The organism is Streptomyces sp., assembly GCF_019510245.1.
Lineage (GTDB): Bacteria > Actinomycetota > Actinomycetes > Streptomycetales > Streptomycetaceae > Streptomyces.
The window spans coordinates 19,964-39,436 of sequence record NZ_JAEKKT010000179.1; the positions used below are offsets into that span (position 1 = coordinate 19,964).

General features: G+C 72.2%; 20 protein-coding genes and 2 pseudogenes. 14 read left to right on the plus strand and 8 right to left on the minus strand.

The window, feature by feature from the left end; translation table 11 throughout:
* Positions 1 to 74: 74 nt before the first annotated feature.
* Entirely contained in the window at positions 75 to 992 is a 918-nt protein-coding gene (gene mmuM / locus JF597_RS35430; RefSeq protein ID WP_294004999.1) for a homocysteine S-methyltransferase, read from the plus strand.
* Between the two features lie 163 nt (positions 993 to 1,155).
* Positions 1,156 to 1,563: pseudogene (locus tag JF597_RS35435) on the plus strand (LacI family DNA-binding transcriptional regulator); the annotation flags it as partial.
* A gap of 59 nt (positions 1,564 to 1,622) precedes the next feature.
* On the opposite strand, the gene JF597_RS35440 reads toward JF597_RS35435, so the two are convergent.
* The gene (locus JF597_RS35440; RefSeq protein ID WP_294005002.1) at positions 1,623 to 3,179 is read right to left on the minus strand and encodes a carboxylesterase family protein; all 1,557 of its coding nucleotides are present in this window, start codon (positions 3,177 to 3,179) and stop codon (positions 1,623 to 1,625) included.
* Positions 3,180 to 3,309: 130 nt separating this feature from the next.
* Positions 3,310 to 4,124 (minus strand): annotated as a pseudogene (locus JF597_RS35445) (alginate lyase family protein); the annotation flags it as partial.
* A gap of 27 nt (positions 4,125 to 4,151) precedes the next feature.
* Here JF597_RS35445 and JF597_RS35450 point away from each other — a divergent pair.
* The 3 genes from JF597_RS35450 (at position 4,152) to JF597_RS35460 (ending at position 6,108) form a co-directional block, all read left to right on the plus strand.
* The gene (locus JF597_RS35450; RefSeq protein ID WP_294005005.1) at positions 4,152 to 4,607 is read left to right on the plus strand and encodes a hypothetical protein; all 456 of its coding nucleotides are present in this window, start codon (positions 4,152 to 4,154) and stop codon (positions 4,605 to 4,607) included.
* A 199-nt stretch (positions 4,608 to 4,806) separates the two neighbouring features.
* A complete protein-coding gene (locus JF597_RS35455) occupies positions 4,807 to 5,871 on the plus strand; it encodes a substrate-binding domain-containing protein (RefSeq protein ID WP_294005008.1) in 1,065 nt (354 codons plus the stop codon).
* Between the two features lie 30 nt (positions 5,872 to 5,901).
* Positions 5,902 to 6,108 (plus strand): hypothetical protein, encoded by a 207-nt coding sequence (locus JF597_RS35460; protein WP_294005011.1) that lies wholly within the window; start codon positions 5,902 to 5,904, stop codon positions 6,106 to 6,108.
* A gap of 126 nt (positions 6,109 to 6,234) precedes the next feature.
* Here JF597_RS35460 and JF597_RS35465 read toward each other — a convergent pair whose 3' ends face one another.
* The 4 genes from JF597_RS35465 to JF597_RS35480 form a co-directional block, all read right to left on the minus strand.
* Complete coding sequence (locus JF597_RS35465; protein WP_294005014.1) at positions 6,235 to 6,489, minus strand: hypothetical protein; 255 nt, start codon at positions 6,487 to 6,489, stop codon at positions 6,235 to 6,237.
* Positions 6,486 to 7,352, minus strand: a complete 867-nt coding sequence (locus tag JF597_RS35470; RefSeq protein ID WP_294005017.1) for an isocitrate lyase/PEP mutase family protein — start codon at positions 7,350 to 7,352, stop codon at positions 6,486 to 6,488. The genes JF597_RS35465 and JF597_RS35470 overlap by 4 nt, the downstream gene beginning before the upstream one ends.
* A 160-nt stretch (positions 7,353 to 7,512) precedes the next feature.
* A complete protein-coding gene (locus JF597_RS35475) occupies positions 7,513 to 8,163 on the minus strand; it encodes a ThuA domain-containing protein (RefSeq protein ID WP_294005020.1) in 651 nt (216 codons plus the stop codon).
* A 31-nt stretch (positions 8,164 to 8,194) separates the two neighbouring features.
* Complete coding sequence (locus JF597_RS35480) at positions 8,195 to 8,740, minus strand: membrane lipoprotein (protein ID WP_294005023.1); 546 nt, start codon at positions 8,738 to 8,740, stop codon at positions 8,195 to 8,197.
* Positions 8,741 to 8,884: 144 nt separating this feature from the next.
* Between JF597_RS35480 and JF597_RS35485 the strand changes: the two genes are divergently transcribed.
* Positions 8,885 to 9,283, plus strand: a complete 399-nt coding sequence (locus JF597_RS35485; protein WP_294005026.1) for a VOC family protein — start codon at positions 8,885 to 8,887, stop codon at positions 9,281 to 9,283.
* Here the strand turns inward: JF597_RS35485 and JF597_RS35490 are convergent.
* Both JF597_RS35490 and JF597_RS35495 read right to left on the minus strand, forming a co-directional pair.
* A complete protein-coding gene (locus JF597_RS35490; RefSeq protein WP_294005029.1) occupies positions 9,269 to 9,937 on the minus strand; it encodes a helix-turn-helix transcriptional regulator in 669 nt (222 codons plus the stop codon). The two genes, JF597_RS35485 and JF597_RS35490, sit on opposite strands and share 15 nt — an antisense overlap.
* Positions 9,938 to 10,078: 141 nt before the next feature.
* Entirely contained in the window at positions 10,079 to 11,227 is a 1,149-nt protein-coding gene (locus JF597_RS35495) for a YihY/virulence factor BrkB family protein (RefSeq protein ID WP_294005032.1), read from the minus strand.
* Between the two features lie 127 nt (positions 11,228 to 11,354).
* On the opposite strand from JF597_RS35495, the gene JF597_RS35500 reads away from it, so the two are divergent.
* The 8 genes from JF597_RS35500 to JF597_RS35530 all read left to right on the plus strand — a co-directional run.
* On the plus strand, positions 11,355 to 12,992 hold the full coding sequence (locus tag JF597_RS35500) for an acyl-CoA dehydrogenase family protein (RefSeq protein WP_294005035.1): 1,638 nt from the start codon (positions 11,355 to 11,357) through the stop codon (positions 12,990 to 12,992).
* 442 nt (positions 12,993 to 13,434) lie between these two features.
* Positions 13,435 to 14,706, plus strand: a complete 1,272-nt coding sequence (locus JF597_RS35505) for a GAF domain-containing protein (RefSeq protein WP_294005038.1) — start codon at positions 13,435 to 13,437, stop codon at positions 14,704 to 14,706.
* Positions 14,707 to 14,892: 186 nt separating this feature from the next.
* On the plus strand, positions 14,893 to 16,227 hold the full coding sequence (locus JF597_RS35510; RefSeq protein WP_294005041.1) for a hypothetical protein: 1,335 nt from the start codon (positions 14,893 to 14,895) through the stop codon (positions 16,225 to 16,227).
* Positions 16,228 to 16,269: 42 nt separating this feature from the next.
* Positions 16,270 to 16,848 (plus strand): GNAT family N-acetyltransferase, encoded by a 579-nt coding sequence (locus JF597_RS35515; RefSeq protein ID WP_294005044.1) that lies wholly within the window; start codon positions 16,270 to 16,272, stop codon positions 16,846 to 16,848.
* Positions 16,849 to 16,952: 104 nt separating this feature from the next.
* A complete protein-coding gene (locus JF597_RS55740) occupies positions 16,953 to 17,036 on the plus strand; it encodes a putative leader peptide (RefSeq protein WP_309500612.1) in 84 nt (27 codons plus the stop codon).
* A 128-nt stretch (positions 17,037 to 17,164) separates the two neighbouring features.
* Positions 17,165 to 18,862: a nitrite/sulfite reductase gene (locus JF597_RS35520; RefSeq protein WP_294005047.1), complete on the plus strand. Its 1,698-nt coding sequence runs from the start codon at positions 17,165 to 17,167 to the stop codon at positions 18,860 to 18,862.
* Positions 18,859 to 19,038 (plus strand): hypothetical protein, encoded by a 180-nt coding sequence (locus JF597_RS35525; RefSeq protein WP_294005050.1) that lies wholly within the window; start codon positions 18,859 to 18,861, stop codon positions 19,036 to 19,038. The genes JF597_RS35520 and JF597_RS35525 overlap by 4 nt, the downstream gene beginning before the upstream one ends.
* The coding region (locus JF597_RS35530) for a phosphoadenosine phosphosulfate reductase family protein (RefSeq protein WP_294005052.1) at positions 19,035 to 19,473 on the plus strand (439 nt) is incomplete at its 3' end. The genes JF597_RS35525 and JF597_RS35530, both read left to right, overlap by 4 nt.

The window sequence follows — 19,473 nt, forward strand, 5'->3', positions numbered from 1 at the left end:
TCCACATGATGGTCCGTCTGTTCACAGAGTGGACACAATGGGTTCCCCGGTGCCGGGTCGACTAGCGTCGGGGCATGACCAGCGACAACTCCCCCAGCCTCGCCGACGCCCTCGCCGCCGGGACGGTCGTGCTCGACGGCGGCATGTCCAACCAGCTGGCGTCCGCGGGGCACGACCTGAGCGACGAGCTGTGGTCGGCGCGGCTGCTGGCCGACCGGCCCGACGCGGTCAGCGACGCGCACCTCGCCTACTTCAGGGCGGGCGCCGACGTCGCGATCACGGCCAGCTACCAGGCCACGTTCGAGGGCTTCGCCAAGCGCGGCATCCCGCACGAGGAGGCCGCGCGGCTGCTGGCGCTGAGCGTGGAGCTGGGGCGGGACGCGGTGCGCCGGGCGCGGGAGGAGGGCGTCGAACGGCCGTTGTGGGTGGCCGCGTCGGTCGGGCCGTACGGCGCGATGCTCGCGGACGGGTCCGAGTACCGCGGGCGGTACGGGCTGGACGTCGACGAACTGGAGCGGTTCCACCGGCCGCGGCTGGAGGTGCTGGCCGGGGCGGGACCGGATGTGCTCGCGCTGGAGACCGTGCCGGACGCCGACGAGGCGGCGGCGCTGTTGCGGGCGGTGCGGGGACTGGGGGTGCCGGCCTGGCTGTCGTACAGCGTGGCGGGCGGCCGGACGCGGGCGGGACAGCCGCTGGAGGAGGCGTTCGCCTTGGCTGCGGACGTGGACGAGGTGATCGCCGTGGGCGTGAACTGCTGTGCGCCGGAGGATGTCGACCGTGCGGTGCAGGCGGCGGCGCGGGTGACGGGGAAGCCGGTGGTCGTCTATCCCAACAGCGGGGAGGTGTGGGACGCGCAGGCGCGGGCGTGGACCGGGCGGTCGTTGTTCGACACCGAGCAGGTGGCGGGGTGGCGGGCTGCGGGGGCCCGGTTGATCGGAGGGTGCTGCCGGGTGGGGCCGGAGGCGATCGCCGGGATCGCCCGGGTTGTGTGACATTCGCCGGGTCGCCGTGGCGGGTTCTGTACGTCGGCGGCTGACCGTCGTCGGTGGTTGCTCGCGCAGTTCCTCCCCTGGCCTTCGGCCGGGGGCCCCAGCGCCCCTTTCGGGGCGCTGAGGTCCGGTCGGGAACCGGTTGCCGTTGCCGGAGGGTGGGGACGTGACCAGAAAGAGCGGGGAGGTCGGGCGGAGCACCATTCGTGATGTCGCCGCCCGTGCCGGTGTGTCCGCGTCCACCGTTTCCCGGGTGCTCGCCGGTGACTGTCCCGTCAGTGCCGCCACCCGCGGCCGGGTGCTGCTGGCCGTCCGTGAGATGGACTACGTCGCCGACGCCCGGGCCAAGGCCGTCGCCGGGGCCGGTACGCCCACCCTCGCCTTCGTGCTGGAGGACATCACCGGGCCGTCCTTCGCGCACATGGCGCACGGCGTGGAGCGGGAGGCGGCGCGGCTCGGGGACCTGTCGCTGGTGTGCAGCACCGACGGTGACGTGCCGCGCGAGCTGGAGTTCGTCGAGATGATGCGGGCCCAGCGGGCCGCCGCCGTGATCCTGGTGGGCGGGGCGGCGGACACGGCGGCGAGTCACCCGACGAGCACCTGCTGCTGGGCACGCCTGTGGTCGTACGGGACTCAGTGGCGGCGCACGACGGCGACTGAGCGCCGCAACCGGCGTACGGCCATGGCCGGTTCGGCGGAGCGTTCGGGGTGGGGCGGCGCGGGCCGGGTCCAGAGGGCGAACTCCGCGTCCCGGGGGCCGGACACCGTGCGGGGCTCGCCGTCGTCGAGGACGCGGACCGGGTGGGTGTCGTCCCAGGGCTGCCAGCCGGGGTCGCCGGTGGTGGCGAAGCTGACCCAGGCGCCGTGCATCGCGTCGGCGAGCTCCTGCGGGGCGCCCTCGCCGGCCAGCCGGGCCGACTCGGGGTCCTCCCCGGTGTCGAAGACGAAGCCCAGTTCCAGGGCGTGGCAGGCGCCGAGGCCGGGACGGTTGGAGGGCCAGGCGAACTCGTAGAGGTGGGAGGAACCGGGGCGGGCCTCGGCCAGCCGGTGCAGTGGGAGGCGGAGCAGGTGGTCGGTGACCATCTGGCCGACGGTCTCGGCGGGGCCGGCCTCGGGATGCAGGGCGCGGTAGCCGCGCGGCACCTCGTGGCCGACGTGGCAGCGGGCCATGGCGCCGGCGAGGGCGACCGGGCCGAGCCGGTCGACGTGGTCGTGCAGGCCGCCGGGGACCAGCCAGAGCCGGTACTCGTCGCGGGTCCACCCCATCAGGAGGTCGACGCCGGCCGCCGCCTCGCCGTCGAGGAGGGCCTGGAGGGGGTCACGTGGGACGAGGTCGCCGTCGACGACGATCCCGAAGGCGGGGCCGCCGAGGACGGGGCTGCTGAGCCGGCCCACCTCCGCCTGGGTGCGCAGCAGCAGCTCGCGGTCGACCTCGGCGAAGGCCTGGGCGGTCGCGGGGACCCTGAGCCGGCCTGCCATCCGGCGGACCATGCGCCGTACCTTGTCGCGCTCCGCGGCCTCGGGCGGGCCGCTCTGCAGGACGGCCCGGCGGATCAGGCCCTGGGTCTGGGGGGCGGCGAGCAGGGCGCCGGTGCTGATGGCACCGGCGGACTGGCCGCAGAGGGTGATGCGGGCCGGGTCGCCGCCGAAGGCCGCGATGGTGTCGTGGACCCAGCGCAGGGCGGCCAGTTGGTCGCGCAGGCCGGGGTTGGGCGGGGTGTCCGGGAACAGGCCGTAGCCCTCCACGCCCAGCCGGTAGTTCAGCGAGACGAGGACGACTCCGTCCCGGGCGAACGCGTGCCCGTCGTACACCGGTACGGCCGAGGATCCCCTCGTCAGGGCACCGCCGTGCAGCCAGACCAGGACCGGGAGCCGGGCGCCGGGGCCCGGCTCCGGGGTCCATACGTTGAGGTTGAGGCAGTCGTCGCCGGGGATCACCGGGTCGGACAGGTACTGCGCGAACGCCTGTGAGTACGGCGGTTTGGGCGCCGTCGGCCCGAAGGCGCCCGCGTCCCGGACGCCGTCCCAGGGCTCGGGCGGCACGGGCGGAAGGAACCGGTGTTTCCCGAAGGGCGGGGCGGCATAGGGGATGCCGCGGAACACGGCGACGCCGCGCTCCCACCTGCCGCGCACCGCCCCGTACGGGGTGCCGGCCACGGGCCCGGCCGCATCCCTCCGGTCTGCCGTCATCCGCCCACCAGCTCCTCCCGCCGCGCGCCAGTACGCCGGTACGCCGGTACGCCGGTACGCCGGTACGCCAAGAGCATCACATCTGCTCCCGGTATTCCGGCACACACGGCGGCCGGGCGGACACGCGCGGCTACTTGGCGTACATCAGGGTGCCGAAGCCGAGCTGGTCGTAACCGCCGCTGGTGGAGCCGTAGTCCCCGCCGCCGCCCTCGGGGGCGACCAGGTCGTACCACATGACGGACATGTACTTGTCGTCCAGGTACAGGCGACGGTTGTAGTGGAAGTGGATCACCGCCCACACCGGGCGGATCTCCCCCGGGAGCCGGAGCTGATCACGGTCTGGGAGGACGTGGCGCAGTTCTGCCCGGTTCCCCGGGTGTAGGTGGTGGTGCAGGGCACGTCGTCGCCGATGTTGTACTCGGCGACGTACTGGGCGGCTTTCATGAAGCGGCGGCTGTCGTACGAGTACAGGTCGTCGCCCTGGTTCCAGGCCATCTCGCAGATCGCCCCCATCTGGCCCATGCCCATGACGGTGTGCCCCTGGTCGCGGCCCGACTCCTGCCACTGACCCAGCGCGTAGCCGTCCGAGTCGGTGTACAGGTACGGCACCGCGTGCGCGATGGAGCCGTTGCCCGCGCCGGACTTGAAGTACGTGACGGCCTGGTCGTACTTGGCGCTGTCCTCGTTGAGGATCCCGATGGCCGGGACAGAGGCCATGGTGCACAGGTCCCAGTTGGCCCAGTAGTTGGTGATGCAGGCGTCGTTGTGGTTGGTCAGGAAGCTGTTGTTCATCGGGTAGAAGACGCTCGCCGGCATCTCCTGGGCGGCCGCGAGGTCGAAGCCGTCATAGTCCCGCATCAGTTCGCACGCGTTGGCGAACTGCCGGCCGTAGATGCCGGCGGCGAGGAACCGGTCGGCGTCGCCGTCGATCGCGGTCAGCGTCGTACGAACTGGCCCGTCACTCCCTGGCCGTTGGCGTTCAGATCGACGCCCGCGCCCCGCACGGTGAAGGTGCCGTCGTCGTACGACGTACTGCCCGGCGTGGTGATCGCGACCACGCTTCACCTGGACGGAGCCAGAAGGCGAAACCCAACACGCCAGCAATGGCAGGACGGCGGCCGAACCGTCCTCGCCCTGACCACCCGGGACGAGAACGAAACCGGCCGCGCAGCCGTACGGGAAGTCGACGCCACCGGCCCCCTCACCCTCGGCGTCACCGTGCACCGCACCGACGCCCGCTTCTGGTACGCGGCCGACGGCCTCCGCCGCCCCATCGGCCCGCCCCTCGACTTCACCCGCCTCTCCGACGACCACGGCACCCGCCTCCGCTTCACGGGAGCAATGGCCGCGATCCACGCCGTGGACCTCGTCGACGCGTCCTTCACCGCGGACTTCACCGATTTCCGGGGCACCTGCACGACCGGATAGCCGCATCCGTCCTGTTCGAAGTTTCGAAAGTCCCGCCCCCGAAGATCCCGCGATTTCCCAGGTCTTCACGCCGTGTTGAGGCGCACCTATCGTAGGAAGCGCTTACTGTGCGGCTTGCACGCAGACCGCGGAAGCAGCGTTGGTCGCAACTTTCGTCGGTTTCGTTGGCCCAAGGGCGGGCCGGAGAGGCGGGTTCCCCATGGTCCGTGCCGGAGGTACGAGCGTGGCGGCGGCCGGTCCGACGCTGGCGGTCGTGGCCCGCGAGGCGGGCGTCTCCGTACCGACCGCGTCGAAGGTGGTGAACGGCCGAGACGACGTGGCCCCCGAGACCCGCCGCCGCGTCACCGAGGCCCTCGAACGGCTCGGCTACGTCCGCAGACCCCGCTTCGACGCGACGAAGGCCCCCACCCTGATCGACCTGGTCGTGCAGACGCTCGACAGCTCGTGGTCGGGCGCGGTGCTGCACGGGGTGGAGGAGGCGGCGCACGAGGCGGGCCTGGAGGTCATCGTGTCGGCGGGGCCGGCCCGGACGCGGGCCGGCCGCCCGGAGCGCGGCTGGCTGGACAAGCTCACCGCGCGCGGTTCCTCCGGCGTGCTGTTCAACCTGGCCGAGCTGACCCAGGCGCAGTACGCCTGGCTGGAGCACCACCGGATCCCGTACGTACTGATCGACCCGGTCCACGAGCCCCCGGCGGGCGTGGTCTCCGTCGGGGCGGCGAACTGGCAGGGCGGGGTCACCGCGACCGAGCACCTGCTCGCGCTCGGCCACGAGCGGATCGCGGTGATCGCCGGCAACCGGCGCCGGATGTGCAGCGGCGCCCGGGTGTCCGGCTACCGCGCGGCGCTCGCCTCGGCGGGGCAGCGGCCGCATGCCGAGTACGTACGGCACGCGGGCTTCGACGAGGACACGGCCCGGCACCGCATGCACGAGCTGCTGGACCTGCCGGAGCCGCCGACCGCCGTGTTCGCCTGCTCGGACCGGATGGCGCTCGGGGTGTACGCGGCACTGGCCGAGCGCGGGCTGCGGGTGCCGGACGACATCAGTGTGGTCGGCTTCGACGACCTGCCCGAGGCCCGCTGGGGCACCCCGGCGCTGACCACGGTCCGCCAGCCGCTCTCGGAGATGGCGGCGACGGCGCTGCGGCTGCTCGTGCGGATGATGCAGGGGGACCGCCCGGAGGGCACCCGGACGGAGCTGTCGACCAGGCTGGTGGAGCGGGCGAGTACGGCGGCACCGGCGGCCCGTTCGGCCGTACGACGGTGACCACGCCCTTCTCAAGATCGTTTCCAGGGCATGAAACTCACCCTGCGCACCACTGCGGCCCTCGCTCTGGCCGCAGCCGCCGTGACCACGGCCCTGGGCACCGCCCGGGCCTCGACCCTGACGGTCGCCCCGGCCCAGCACCACGCCACGGTGGCCGCCACCCCGACCGACGAGCACGACCCGAAGGAGGACGTGGAGCTGGACGAGAACGGCCGGCCCGACCTGAACGAGGACTGAGGCGCCCCGAAGGGGCATGGTGGTGACCCCCGGCCGAAGGCCGGGGGAGGAACTGCGCGACCAGCCACAACGGTCCCGCAGTTCCCCACCGGCCCGAACGGCCCGTCCGGCCCGTCCGGCGCTCGCTCAGTCGTCGTTCTGACGCGGCTCCCCCATCAACGCCTGGATCGCGTCCACGGCGCTGCCGTCGTGGTCGCTGCCGGCCGTCCCTCTCCCGGCCTGGACGTTGGCCGTGCGGTCCACCTCCAGGATGGAGTCCGCGTGGGAGTTGTCGAGCACGGTGATCAGGCTCCCGCCCGCACAGGCCGGTCCCGCGCTCCCGCCCAGCAGGGCCGCGGCGACCACCACGGCCGCCCGCAGCCGCACCCCCGCGTTCGTCACACGCCCACGCCCTGGGGCTCGTCGAGCCGTTCCCGGGCGATGTTGCGCTCCAGCAGGGTGGTGGAGGCCTTGACGCCCACGCCACTGGCCGCGTCGACCGACGGCAGCCGGCCGTCCGCGGACTTCAGCTCGTTCAGCGCCAGGTCCATCGCCTCGTGCGCGGCGAACAGACAGGGCGTGGAGTAGATCGCGACGTCGACGCCGAGTTCGTCCAGCTCGGTGAGCGAGAGCCGGGGCGACTTGCCGCCGGCGATCTGGTTGAAGAGCAGCGGTTTGTCGCCGACGACCTTGCGGATACGGCGGATCCACTCCTCGCTGCGCACCCCGTCGACGAGGATCACGTCGGCGTCGGTGGCGGCGAGCCGCTCCGCGCGGTGCAGGATGTCGTGCTCGTCGGTGGCGTCCGTACGGGCCACGACCACCAGGTCCTGGCGGGTCTCCAGGACCCTCTCCAGCTTCTCCAGGTACTCCTCCAGCGGCAGTACCTGCTTGCCGTCGGCGTGCCCGCAGCGGCGCGGCCGCTTCTGGTCCTCCAGGATCACCCCGGAGGCGCCGATCCGCTCCAGTCCCTCCACGACGTGGCAAGCGACCTCGGGGTCGACGTAGCCGTCGTCGATGTCGACGAGGAGATGGTGGTGCGGGAACGCGCCCCGCAGCCGCTGGACGAAGGCCACCATGTCGGGCCAGGCGATGAACCCGATGTCCGGCAGGCCGTAGTACGAGGCGGCGAAGCCGAAGCCCGAGACGAACATCCCGTCGTAGTGTTTGGCAGCGATCGACGCCGAGTACATGTCGTACACGCCGATCAGCGGGGTGGTCCCCGGCCCGGCGATCTGCTCGCGCAGCTTCTTCCCGTAAGTCAAGGTCCGGCTCCTCCTGTGGGTGGGTGGCGCGGCGGCACGACCGGCCTCCGCGTCTCTGCAGCCCTTTGCCAAGACAAGAGCATCTCTAGATACGCACGTGACTATCTCCGTGCGCGACCTTTACTCACCCCAATGGCGGATCCGGTTCACCGGAGAAACGTCACTGGACCAGCCGTGCGGCCCAGGCGAGACCCCCGTGGAGGTGGGCCAGGAAGCCGGAATCCCGGTAGGCCTCCCGGGCGTGCCCCAGAGCGGTGTAGAACACCCGTCCGGCCCCCTGCTCGCGGCACCAGGCCAGGGGATGGTCGTCCCCCATCCCACCGCCTTCGTACGACCCCTCGTCGGCACGCAGCAGGACCCGCACCCGGCCGCGCGGGCTCTCGCGGAAGTCGTACCACTCGTCCGTGAAGTCCCAGACGGCAGGCAGGTGCCGGGTCGCGGGGTGGTCGGGGTCCTCGACGAGCACCCGGCCGGGCTGGTACCGCGGATGGCGGTCGAAGCGGGCGCCGAGGAGTTCGCCGTAGTACGGCCAGTCGTACTCCGTGCAGGCCGCCGCGTGCACGCCGGCGAAGCCGCCGCCCGCCGCCACGTAGGCGGCGAGCCGCGCACGCCCGGCCGGGGTCAGTATCTCGCCGCTGGTGGAGAGGAAGACGACGGCCGCGTACCCGTCGAGGGGTTGTTCGAGGGCGGCCGGGTCCTCGGTGGCGTCGACCTCGACTCCGGCGACCTCCCGTACGGCCGCGACGGCGTCGGGGATGGAGTCGTGGCGGTAGCCGGTGGTGCGGGTGTGGACGAGCAGTCGAGGGGCCATGCCCGCATGATCGGCCACGGCCGGGGCCGGCTCAATAACCCGGCGTCGGCACGCTGTTGTCGGGCGGGCCGCCGTCGCCGTTGGTCGGCAGGTCACCACGCTGCACCGGCTGGTCGTCGGTGAAGGCCGGGTCGGGGGCGGGCAGCAGGGTGTCGAGTTCGGCGGCGGTGGGGCGGTGGACGGCGCGCAGCGCCTTGCCCAGCACTGCGCCGGAGACCCCGCCCTCGCCCTCCAGCCACACCACGCAGTCCTTCTCCGACACCTCGTACTTGTGCTGCCCCGCGTAGCGCAGGTGGTCGGTGTAGAGGTGGATGACGGCACCGGTGCGGTCCGTGTACGCGGCGGAGAAGCCGTCGTCGCCCTGTACGCCGACGGACTGCTGGGCGAGGGTGAAGCCCGGCGCGCCGGTGACGTAGACCAACTCCGGGTCCATGCCCAACGCCTTCGCCTTGGCGGCGAGTTCGGCCGGGTCCGCGGGCTTGCCCGAGTCCGCGGAGCCCGCCTTCTCGGTTCCGCACCCGGTGAGCAGGGCGGCGGCGAGCAACAGGGTCGGCAGGACGCGCACGGCACGGATCATGCGCCCATCGTGCCGCACAGGCGTTCCACAGGAGAGCGGTTTTTTCAGCGCCCCGAGACCCAGTGCTCCACCGCTCACCCGGAGCCCCGGCCGGGTGACCGATTCCTTCAAGACCGGCGACCGGCCGCCGCCTACGGTGACGGCATGACTCCACGATTCGCCGTGCTCGGTCTCGTCAGCTCCGACCTGGCCGCCTCCCTCGCCTTCTACCGCCGCCTGGGCCTGGAGTTCCCGCCGGGCGCCGAGGACCAGCCACACGTCGAGGCGGAGCTGCCCGGCGGGCTCACCCTGGCCCTGGACACCGAGGAGACGATCCGCTCCTTCCACCCGGCCTGGCGCCCGCCCACCGCCGGCGGCCGCGCGGCACTCGCCTTCCGCTGCGACTCCCCCGCCGAGGTCGACGCGCTCTACGACGACCTGGTCGGCGCCGGTCACCACGGCGAGCTCAAGCCCTGGGACGCGTTCTGGGGCCAGCGGTACGCCACCGTGCACGACCCCGACGGCAACGGCGTCGACCTGTTCGCCCCGCTACCCGCCGAGTAGCCCGGTCAGCGGCAGCCCCGCCAGCTCCCGTACGTCCCGGGAGAGATGCGGCTGATCCGCGTACCCCGCCCGGACCGCCGTCTCCGCGAGCGGGACCCCGGCCCGGGCCAGCGCGAGCGCCCGCTGCATCCGCAGCACCCGGGCGAGCGTCTTGGGCCCGTAGCCGAAGGCGGCCCGGCTACGGCGCTGCAACTGGCGGGCCCCGAGACCGAGTTCCCCGGCGGCGGCCGCCACGGACCGCCCGGTGTCCAGGACTTCGACAAGCCACCACAGCGATGGGTCGGGGGGCAGGGCCCGTTCCAGGGCGATCTCCTCCAGCGCGGCGGCGGGATCGGCCGCACGGCCGACACGGTCCCGCAACCGCGCCACTTCGGCGGCCGGCCACAGGTCACTCAGTTCGACCCGCCGATCCACCAGCTCGTGCGCCGGCACGCCGAGCACGGGGGGCGCGGTGCCCGGGTAGAAGCGCAGCCCCACCCACTCGCCTCCGCCGGTCCCGGTGACGTACGCGCGCGTATCGGGCCCGGCGACCAGCAGCCGCTCTTCATGCCACAGCAGATCCATACACCCGTCGGGCAGCACCCGCCCGTCCCCGACGGGGGCATTCACCCACACGACCGCACCGGGAAACCGGGACGCCCGCTCCTTGTACACGGACGCCAGCGTAATCGCGCCCCTTCAGGGGCCCTGGGGGTACCCCCGGCCGAAGGCTGGGGGAGGAACTGCGCGACCAGCCACGACGAACCCGCAGCCCGCCGCCGTCAAGGACCCCCACGACGAACCCGCCGTCGGCCCTCAAGCCTCCGGCTTCCGCGGCGGCGGATGGCTGCTCTTCACATGCGCCCGCAGCCGCGCCGTGACGTCCTCCGGCGGCAGGAACCGGGACCAGCGCTCCGGGAACTCCGACGGCATGTCCGGGTCGTCGGGGTCGTCCGGCCCCGCCTCGCGGGCCGCCGCGGCCGCGCGGGCCACGTACTCGGCGACCTGGGCCTCGCGCAGCCGCTCGTTGGCGGCGCGCGCCGCGGCCGTCGCGGCGGCCGGCCAGACCCGGTCGATCGCGGCGTTCACGGCCGCCCCGACCAGCACGGCGAAGGCCGACACGCCGATCCACAGCAGCACGGCGACGGACGCGGCGAGGGAGCCGTAGATCGTCGCGCCCTCGATGGTGTTGGTCAGGTAGATCCGCAGCAGGAAGCTGCCGAGGACCCACATGGCCAGGGCGACCAGGGCACCCGGCACGTCCTCGATCCACGGGGAGCGCACCGGCACGGAGACGTGGTACAGCGTGGTGAGGAAGACGATGGACAGGACGATCACGACCGGCCAGTACAGGACCTGTACGAGCGTCTCCGACCAGGGCACGATCCCGACCACCGCGTCCGGCCCGGCCACCATCAGCGGGAGCGCGACCGAGCCGATCAGCAGCGCGGCGATGAAGAGCAGGAAGGAGACGACCCGGGTCTTCACGATGCCCCGGACGCCGTCGAGGCCGTACATGACGGTGATCGTGTCGATGAAGACGTTCACCGCGCGGGAGCCCGACCACAGGGCGAACAGGAAGCCGATGGAGATGACGTCGGGGCGGCCGCCCTTCATCACGTCGTGCAGGATCGGCTCGGCGATCTCCTTGACGCCCTTGTCGGACAGGACCGTGCGGGAGGCCTCCAGCAGGTTGCTCTCCAGGCTGGCGATGGTGTCGGCGCCGGTCCAGGCGTCGACGTAGCCGAGCAGTCCGATGAGGCTGAGCAGCAGCGGGGGGACGGACAGCAGGGTGAAGAAGGCGGCCTCGGCGGCGAGGCCGAGGATGCGGTACTCCATGCAGGAATTGACGGTGTCCTTGATCAGCAGCCACGCCGTCCTGCGCTTGGAGACGTTCCGGTAGAGGACTCTGGCCCGGTGGAGCCGGCCGGAGGGCCGCTCGGGGGTATCGCTTGCTGCCTGCACGCCCTAACGGTATCCGCCGTCCGGGGCCGTCCTCACCTCCCGGGGCTCCGGCCGGGGCGGGCGCGGTGACCGGGGCCGTTGTGTCAGGCTGGGTGCCTCCGCCGCCTTCCCGGGTAGGTTCGCAGACATGGCAGGCAACATCACGCACACCGTGACCAACCAGCCGCCCCCGCTGGTCGGGTACGACCTGTTCGGTGCCGACCCGGCCCTGGTCGAGGCCGTCGGGCGGCACACCGACCCGGAGCTGCTCGACGAGGTACGCGCCGAGTTGTCGGGGATCGGCTCCTCGGCGGGCTCGGCGCAGGTGCAGGAGTGGGGGGCCCAGGCGAACGAGAACCCGCCGCGGCTGCGCACCCACGACCGCTACGGCCACCGGATCGACGAGGTCGAGTTCCATCCGGCCTGGCACCGGATGCTCGGCAAGGGCGTCGGCGCGGGGCTGACCACCGGCTGGGTACGTCCGTCCGGGCACGTCCGGCGGGCCGCGGCCTTCCTGGTCTGGACCCAGGTGGAGGCCGGCAACTGCTGTCCGCTGTCGATGACCAACGCGGCGGTGCCCGTGCTGCGCACCGATCCGGAGCTGGCCGCCGCGTGGGAGCCGCTGCTGACCTCCGTGATCTACGACCGTGAGCTGCGGCCCGCCGCGCAGAAGGCCGGCGCCCTGTTCGGCATGGGCATGACGGAGAAGCAGGGCGGCAGCGACGTACGGGCGAACACGACCACCGCCGAGCCGCTCGCCGAGGCCGGGACGTACGCCCTGACCGGACACAAGTGGTTCTGCTCGGCACCGATGTCGGACGGCTTCCTGGTGCTGGGCCGGGCGCCGGACGGCCTCACCTGTTTCCTCGTACCGCGCGTTCTGGCGGACGGCACCCGCAACGTCTTCCTCCTCCAGCGGCTCAAGGACAAGCTCGGCAACCGGTCCAACGCGTCGGCCGAGGTCGAGTTCGACGGGACCTGGGCCCGGCGGGTGGGCGAGGAGGGGCGCGGGGTGCGGACCATCATCGAGATGGTCGCCGCGACCCGGCTGGACTGTGTGCTGGGTTCGGCGGGGCTGATGCGGCAGGCGGTGGCGCAGGCCGTGCACCACGCCGCGCACCGCGAGGCCTTCGGCACGAAGCTCGCCGACCAGCCGCTGATGCGCAACGTCCTGGCCGACCTCGCGATCGAGTCGGAGGCCGCGACCACGCTCGCGCTGCGGCTGGCCGCCGCCTATGACGACGGGAGCGAGTCCGAACGGGCCCTGCTGCGGCTGGCGTTGCCGGCCGCCAAGTACTGGGTGACGAAGCGCTGCGCGCCGCTCGTCGTGGAGGCCGCCGAGTGCCTGGGCGGCAACGGCTACGTGGAGGAGTCGGGCCTGCCCCGGCTGGTCCGCGAGTCCCCGCTCAACTCCGTCTGGGAGGGCGCCGGCAACATCCAGGCCCTGGACGTGCTCCGCACCCTGCAACGCGAACCGGGCGCGCTGGACGCCTACCTCCAGGAGATCGGCCGCGCCCACGGCGCCGACCACCGCCTGGACCGCGCGGTCAAGGACCTCTTCTCCCAACTGGCCGACCTGGAGGGCATGGAGTCCCGCGCCAGGCGGCTGGTGGAACGGCTTGCGACGGTCCTCCAGGGTTCCTTGCTGGTGCGCTTCGCCCCGGCCGAGGTCGCCGACGCCTTCTGCGCCTCCCGCCTGGGCAACGACTGGGGCTCCACTTTCGGCACCCTGCCGAGCGGCCTTGACCTCACGACGGTAGTGGACCGAGCCCGGGTGACTGTGTGACCGACGGGATCTGCCCTGCCTGAAGGGGCGCGAGGCTGTATTGAATATGCGGCTACCGCCGCGCGGGCGCGAGCAACCCTCCACAACCGTCGGCCGCCAACGCACCTGGCATCGCACCCCCTGCCGCGTACGGCCGAGGCCCCGCAGGCTGCAGCGGGGGTGGTGCTGCGCCGACACGGCACCACCCCCGCCCTTCGGCCCATGTCAGGCCTGTGACGCCACGGCGTCGGCTCAAGTTTCGGCCACCCCCGGCCCGTTCACCAGGGTTGCAAGGGGTTGCAACATATCGGTGACTGTGTGCGGACTGTGTGTCTCCGGCACCGGAAAACGGCAGTATAAGACGCGCAGTCGGACCGGAAACCGCCGCCCGGACGGCTTGACAGCGACTCATCGATGCCTTTTCCGAGGCGTATCCGGGAGGACCTCAGTGGGGAACCCGCCGATGGACGTGGCGCGACTCGCCGCGAAGGACGCGGCGCAGGCGGCGCGGGTACTGAACGAGGTGCGCGAGGCCAGACTCGCCGGACAGCGTGGGCGTATCTCGCCCCGGCCGGTGATCGAACAGTCCTGGGGGCGGATGCTGCGCAGCGGCGTCGACCCCGATCACGACTTCCGTTCGGGACTGCTGCCCGCCGACGAAGTCCGGCGCAGACGCGAGGAGTCTCCGCTCAAGGACGTACTGCCGGTGCTGCGCGAGGGGCTGCTTTCGGTCGCGGACGTGGCCCAGCACATCATGGTGGTGGCGGACGCCGACGGCCGGGTGCTGTGGCGGGAGGGATCCTCTCCGGTGCTGCGCAAGGCGGACGGGCTGGGCTTCGAGCTCGGCGCCGACTGGCGCGAAGACGTCGTCGGGACCAACGGGATCGGCACCCCGGCGGTGGTACGCAGGCCGGTACAGGTGTTCGCCGCCGAGCACTTCGTCCGCTCGCACGCGACCTGGACGTGTTCCGGCGCGCCGATCACGGACCCCCGGGACGGCAGCCTGCTCGGCGTGGTGGACGTCAGCGGCCCGCTGGAGACGATGCATCCGGCGACCCTGGCCTGGGTGGACTCGGTGGCGAAGCTCGCCGAGGCGCGGCTGCGGGAGCTGCACCTGGAGACGCTGGAGCGGCTGCGGGCGGTCGCGGCGCCGGTACTGGCCCAGCTGGGCGGCCGGGCGGTGGTGGTGGACGCCGACGGCTGGACCGCGGCGGTGACCGGCATGCCGTATCCACGGCGGATCGCGCTGCCCAAGTCGCTGTCACCGGGCCGCCGGTGGCTGCCCGCGCTCGGGCTGTGCGCGGTGGAGCCGCTGGCCGGGGGCTGGCTGCTGCGGGCGGTCGACGAGCCGGCGCCGGCGGGCGGGGACCGGCTCGTGCTCGACCTGGCCCGGCCGCGCCGCCCGTGTGTGCGGGTCGGCGGCGGCGCGGGCTCGTGGTCCCACGAACTCAGTCCCCGGCACGCCGAGTTGCTGTACCTGCTGGCGGTGCGGCGGGACGGGCGCAGCGCGGCCGGGCTGGCCGAGGACGTCTTCGGCGACGCCTCGCGGACCGTGACCGTCCGCGCGGAGATGTCCAGGATCCGCCGGTATCTCGGGGCACTTCTCGAACACCGGCCGTACCGCTTCCGCGAGGACGCGGAGATCGAGGTGCTGCTCCCCGACGACCCGCGCGACCTGTTGCCGTCCTCGACCGCCCCCGCGGTGACGGCGTCCCGGCCGCCCGGACGTACGTGAACGGCCGTATTCAACACAGCCGTATTTAACGCATCCGGGGCAGTCGAGGAGGTATCTTCCGCATATTTGCGGGGTCTTCGAGGTACGGAGGCCCCGGCTGCCGTAGCATCCCGGTACGGGCTCCCCACCTGTTCCTTGGTCAACGCTTTGACCATCAGGCGCAGTTGGCCCGCCTCGGGAGGAGACATGAAGCATCGCGGCAGACACCGGCGGCGCAGACGGGGTACGGCCCTGCGCGCTGCCCTGGCCGGCACCGCGCTGGCGCTCACCGCGGCGGCCACGATCGTCAGCGCCTCGCAGGCCACGGTCGCCGAGGACCCCGGCGCGCTGAAGCCGCTGACCTCGACCGCCGACAGCGCCCGGCTGCAGCTCCGGGAACACCTCGTACCGCGCCGCTCGCTGGACCGGCTCGCCTCGGCGATGGGCGGCACGGTCGGGGTCGCCGACGTGCTGGCCGCCTCCGACCACACGCTGCGCGAGGCGGCGGACTGCGACTCCGACGACCGGGACTCGCTACCTGTCACCCCGGCCGCCACCGAGGCGTACTGCTGGGACCCCACCGACACCCTCACCGACGACTGGAAGCCGGCCTCGGTGACCACCTCCTCGGAGGCGAACGACGACGGTCTGTGGGGCGCCAACCGCGTCGTGCTGGCCGGCTGGACGCACAGCACCTCCACCGGTCCCGCCGCCTCCCGGGGCCTGGCCAGGGTCGCGGTGATCAACGCGAACGAACCGGCCCACCCCTCGTACTCCTGGGTCCTGCTGGCCGTGCCCAGCGCCGACGGCAGCACCTACCGGGGGCTGACCTCGCAGATCTCCGGCATGGCCTGGCACGGGGACAAGCTCCTGGTCACCACCGTCCAGGGCAGTGCCGACGCGCTCTACGTCTACGACCTGAACCGCATCCAGCGCACCTCGGTGCTGGCCGAGGCGGTCGGCCGGGTGTCCGGCGGCTGGTCGGCCGACGGTTTCCGGTACGTGATGCCGGCCGTGGGTTCGTACCGCTTCACCGCCGGGGCCTGCTCCCGGACCGGTGCGCCCTGTCCGAGCGCGCTCTCCGTGGACCGGGGGACGGCCCCGGACAGCCTGGTCCTCGGCGAGTGGACGCCCGCCGGCAGCGACCAGCACGCGCGGCTGTGGCGGTACGCGTTCGACGAGAACCCGAAGCGTGCCGGGCTGCTCGCCACGGACGGCTCCGGCCGGGTGACCGCGGTCGAGGCGTACCGGACCGGTGCCTCGGAGATCCGGGGCGTCCTGTCGTACCGGCCGCCGGGCGCGACCGGTTCCGAGTGGTACGTCGGGCACCTGCCCGGCGCCATGGACGGGCACGGCAGCCTGTGGCGGCAGGACACCAAGGGCGCGGACGGCGCCCGCTGCGGCTCGGACGCCTCGCACCGCTGCTGGGCCGAGGACACCGGCTCGCTCTCCTACGCACCCGACACGGGCGAGGTGTGGTCGGTCACGGACCGCATGCTGTTCTCGGTGCCGCTGCGCTCGATCGACGCGTCACTCGGATAACGGCCGTCGACACCTCCGGGGCCGGGATGATTGCCTGGCCCCATGAGCAGCATCGTCGTGACCACCTGGTCCCTGGAGCAGACCTCCCCCGCCGACCTCCTGCCCGCCGCCGCACCCGACGGCGACACGGTCGGGATCGTCCGCGCCGAGGTCCCCTCCCCCGAGTTCAGCCGGTTCCTGTACGCCTCGGTCGGCGGTGACATCCGCTGGACCGACCGGCTGGGCTGGAGCTACGCCCGCTGGCAGCAGCACCTGGCACGGCCGGGCGTGGAGACCTGGGTCGCATACGACCGGGGCACCCCGGCCGGCTACGTGGAACTCGAGCCGCAGGACGACGGTGTGGTGGAGATCGTCTACTTCGGTCTGGTCCCGGCCTTCCGGGGCCGCCGCATCGGCGGTCACCTGCTCTCGTACGGTGCCGCACGCGCCTGGGACCTGGCGGAGCGGTGGGACGGACTGCCGCCGACGAAGCGGGTGTGGCTGCACACGTGCAGCCTGGACGGCGAGCACGCGATGGCGAATTATCAGCGGCGCGGGTTCCGGCTCTTCGACACGAAGGTCGAGGAGGAACCGGACGTCTCGGCGCCCGGTCCGTGGCCGGGGGCGCACACCACCGTGTGAAACCCGGCGTGACCCACAACACTCCGTCTCATTATTCAGAATAGATTAGTCCGAATCGCGGACGATGGTGGACTGGCCGGAGATCCGCGTGACACGCTTCCGTCATGTCTGGAACTGGAATTGCCTTGGTGAGTCGGCGGCACGTCGACCTCGGCCGCATGTCCAGCGCCATCTGTCCGGCGGGCTGAGAGCACAGCACCGCCGCGCCGTCCTGTCCAGACCCTCCTCTCTGCGCAACGCCGCGCAGACATGCCCCATGCGCCCCTAAGCGCAGGTCAGAGCCGCTTCCCGCCTGTCCCGAAGGACGTACATCGCCATGGCCGCCACCCCGCAGAACCCTGCCGCCTCCGCGCCCCGCCGCAAGGTGAGCCGTCACCGCGGCGAGGGTCAGTGGGCTATGGGTCACTACACCCCGCTCAACGGCAACGAACAGTTCAAGAAGGACGACGACGGTCTCAATGTGCGGACACGCATTGAGACGATCTACTCCAAGCGCGGCTTCGACTCGATCGACCCCAACGACCTGCGCGGACGGATGCGCTGGTGGGGCCTGTACACGCAGCGCAAGCCCGGCATCGACGGCGGCAAGACCGCCGTTCTGGAGCCGGAGGAGCTGGACGACAAGTACTTCATGCTGCGGGTGCGGATCGACGGCGGCCGGCTCACCACGCAGCAGCTGCGGGTGATCGGCGAGATCTCGCAGGAGTTCGCGCGGGGCAGCGCGGACATCACCGACCGGCAGAACATCCAGCTGCACTGGATCCGCATCGAGGACGTCCCGGAGATCTGGAACCGTCTCGAGGCGGTCGGCCTGTCCACCACCGAGGCGTGCGGCGACTGCCCCCGTGTCGTGATCGGCTCGCCGGTGGCCGGCATCGCCGAGGACGAGATCATCGACGGCAGCTGGGCGATCGACGAGATCCACGAGCGGTACATCGGCAGCAAGGAGTTCTCCAACCTGCCGCGCAAGTTCAAGACGGCGATCTCCGGCTCCCCGCTCCTGGACGTCGTGCACGAGATCAACGACGTGGCGTTCGTCGGGGTCGAGCACCCCGAGCACGGTCCCGGCTTCGACCTGTGGGTGGGCGGCGGCCTGTCCACCAACCCGAAGATCGGTGTCCGGCTCGGCGCCTGGGTGCCGCTGGCGGAGGTCCCCGACGTCTGGGCCGGCGTGGTCGGCATCTTCCGGGACTACGGCTACCGGCGGCTGCGCACCCGCGCCCGCCTGAAGTTCCTGGTCGCCGACTGGGGCCCGGAGAAGTTCCGCCAGGTGCTGGAGGACGAGTACCTCAAGCGGAAGCTCGTCGACGGCCCCGCCCCCGGCGAACCGGTCCAGCGCTGGCGCGACCACGTCGGTGTGCACCGGCAGCAGGACGGCAACTTCTACGTCGGGTTCGCCCCGCGCGTCGGCCGCGTGGACGGCGCCACCCTCGCGAAGATCGCGGACCTGGCCGAGGCCCACGGCTCGGGCCGGGTGCGCACCACCGTCGAGCAGAAGATGATCATCCTCGATGTCACGGAGGCGCAGGTCGAGTCGCTGGTCGAGGCCCTGGAGGCGCTGGACCTGACCGCCAAGCCGTCCTCGTTCCGGCGCGGCACCATGGCCTGCACCGGCATCGAGTACTGCAAGCTCGCCATCGTGGAGACCAAGCAGCGTGGCAGCGCCCTGATCGACGAGCTGGAGCGCCGGCTCCCCGAGTTCGACGAGCCGCTCACCATCAACCTCAACGGCTGCCCGAACGCCTGTGCCCGTATCCAGGTGGCGGACATCGGTCTCAAGGGCCAGCTGGTCCTGAACGACGCCGGCGAACAGGTCGAGGGCTACCAGGTGCACCTGGGCGGCGCGCTCGGCCTGGAGGCCGGGTTCGGCCGCAAGGTCCGCGGTCTCAAGGTGACCTCGGAGGAGCTCCCGGACTACGTCGAGCGGGTGCTCAGGCGTTTCCAGGCGGAGCGCGCGGACGGCGAGCGGTTCGCCGCCTGGGCCGCTCGCGCCAGTGAGGAGGCCCTCTCATGAGCGAGCGGGCCGCGCCCTTCTACTGCCCCTACTGCGGCGACGAGGACCTGCGTCCGAGCGACGAGGGCCACGGTGCCTGGGAATGCGCGGCCTGCAACCGCGCATTCCAGCTGAAGTTCCTCGGGCTGCTCGCCCGAGGGCTGAAGCACTCCGAAGCTGGAGGGGAACAGATATGACCACCGCTCAGGAAGAGCGTACGACCGACGAGTTGAAGGCGCTGGCCGAGCAGGCCGGGCGTGACCTCGAAGACGCCTCCGCCCTGGAGATCCTCCAGTGGGCGGTGGACACCTTCGGCAAGGGCTTCTGCGTGACCTCCTCGATGGAGGACGCCGTGGTGTCCCACCTGGCGTCCCGCGTCCAGAAGGGCGTGGACGTCGTCTTCCTCGACACCGGCTACCACTTCCCGGAGACCATCGGCACCCGGGACGCGGTCGAGGCTGTGATGGACGTCAACGTCATCACCCTCACCCCGCGCCAGACGGTCGCCGAGCAGGACGCGGAGTACGGCCCGAAGCTGCACGACCGGGACCCGGACCTGTGCTGCAGGCTCCGCAAGGTCCTGCCGCTGGAGCGCGGGCTGGAGAACTACACCGCCTGGGCGACCGGGCTGC

What these genes read in the sequence shown, in the direction of transcription:
- mmuM (WP_294004999.1), top strand. Translation starts at nt 75, where the DNA reads ATGACCAGCGACAACTCCCCCAGCCTCGCCGACGCCCTCGCCGCCGGG.
- JF597_RS35440 (WP_294005002.1), bottom strand. Translation starts at nt 3,179, where the DNA reads ATGACGGCAGACCGGAGGGATGCGGCCGGGCCCGTGGCCGGCACCCCG.
- JF597_RS35455 (WP_294005008.1), top strand. Translation starts at nt 4,807, where the DNA reads ATGGTCCGTGCCGGAGGTACGAGCGTGGCGGCGGCCGGTCCGACGCTG.
- JF597_RS35460 (WP_294005011.1), top strand. Translation starts at nt 5,902, where the DNA reads ATGAAACTCACCCTGCGCACCACTGCGGCCCTCGCTCTGGCCGCAGCC.
- JF597_RS35475 (WP_294005020.1), bottom strand. Translation starts at nt 8,163, where the DNA reads ATGGCCCCTCGACTGCTCGTCCACACCCGCACCACCGGCTACCGCCAC.
- JF597_RS35480 (WP_294005023.1), bottom strand. Translation starts at nt 8,740, where the DNA reads ATGATCCGTGCCGTGCGCGTCCTGCCGACCCTGTTGCTCGCCGCCGCC.
- JF597_RS35485 (WP_294005026.1), top strand. Translation starts at nt 8,885, where the DNA reads ATGACTCCACGATTCGCCGTGCTCGGTCTCGTCAGCTCCGACCTGGCC.
- JF597_RS35500 (WP_294005035.1), top strand. Translation starts at nt 11,355, where the DNA reads ATGGCAGGCAACATCACGCACACCGTGACCAACCAGCCGCCCCCGCTG.
- JF597_RS35505 (WP_294005038.1), top strand. Translation starts at nt 13,435, where the DNA reads ATGGACGTGGCGCGACTCGCCGCGAAGGACGCGGCGCAGGCGGCGCGG.
- JF597_RS35510 (WP_294005041.1), top strand. Translation starts at nt 14,893, where the DNA reads ATGAAGCATCGCGGCAGACACCGGCGGCGCAGACGGGGTACGGCCCTG.
- JF597_RS35515 (WP_294005044.1), top strand. Translation starts at nt 16,270, where the DNA reads ATGAGCAGCATCGTCGTGACCACCTGGTCCCTGGAGCAGACCTCCCCC.
- JF597_RS55740 (WP_309500612.1), top strand. Translation starts at nt 16,953, where the DNA reads ATGTCTGGAACTGGAATTGCCTTGGTGAGTCGGCGGCACGTCGACCTC.
- JF597_RS35520 (WP_294005047.1), top strand. Translation starts at nt 17,165, where the DNA reads ATGGCCGCCACCCCGCAGAACCCTGCCGCCTCCGCGCCCCGCCGCAAG.
- JF597_RS35525 (WP_294005050.1), top strand. Translation starts at nt 18,859, where the DNA reads ATGAGCGAGCGGGCCGCGCCCTTCTACTGCCCCTACTGCGGCGACGAG.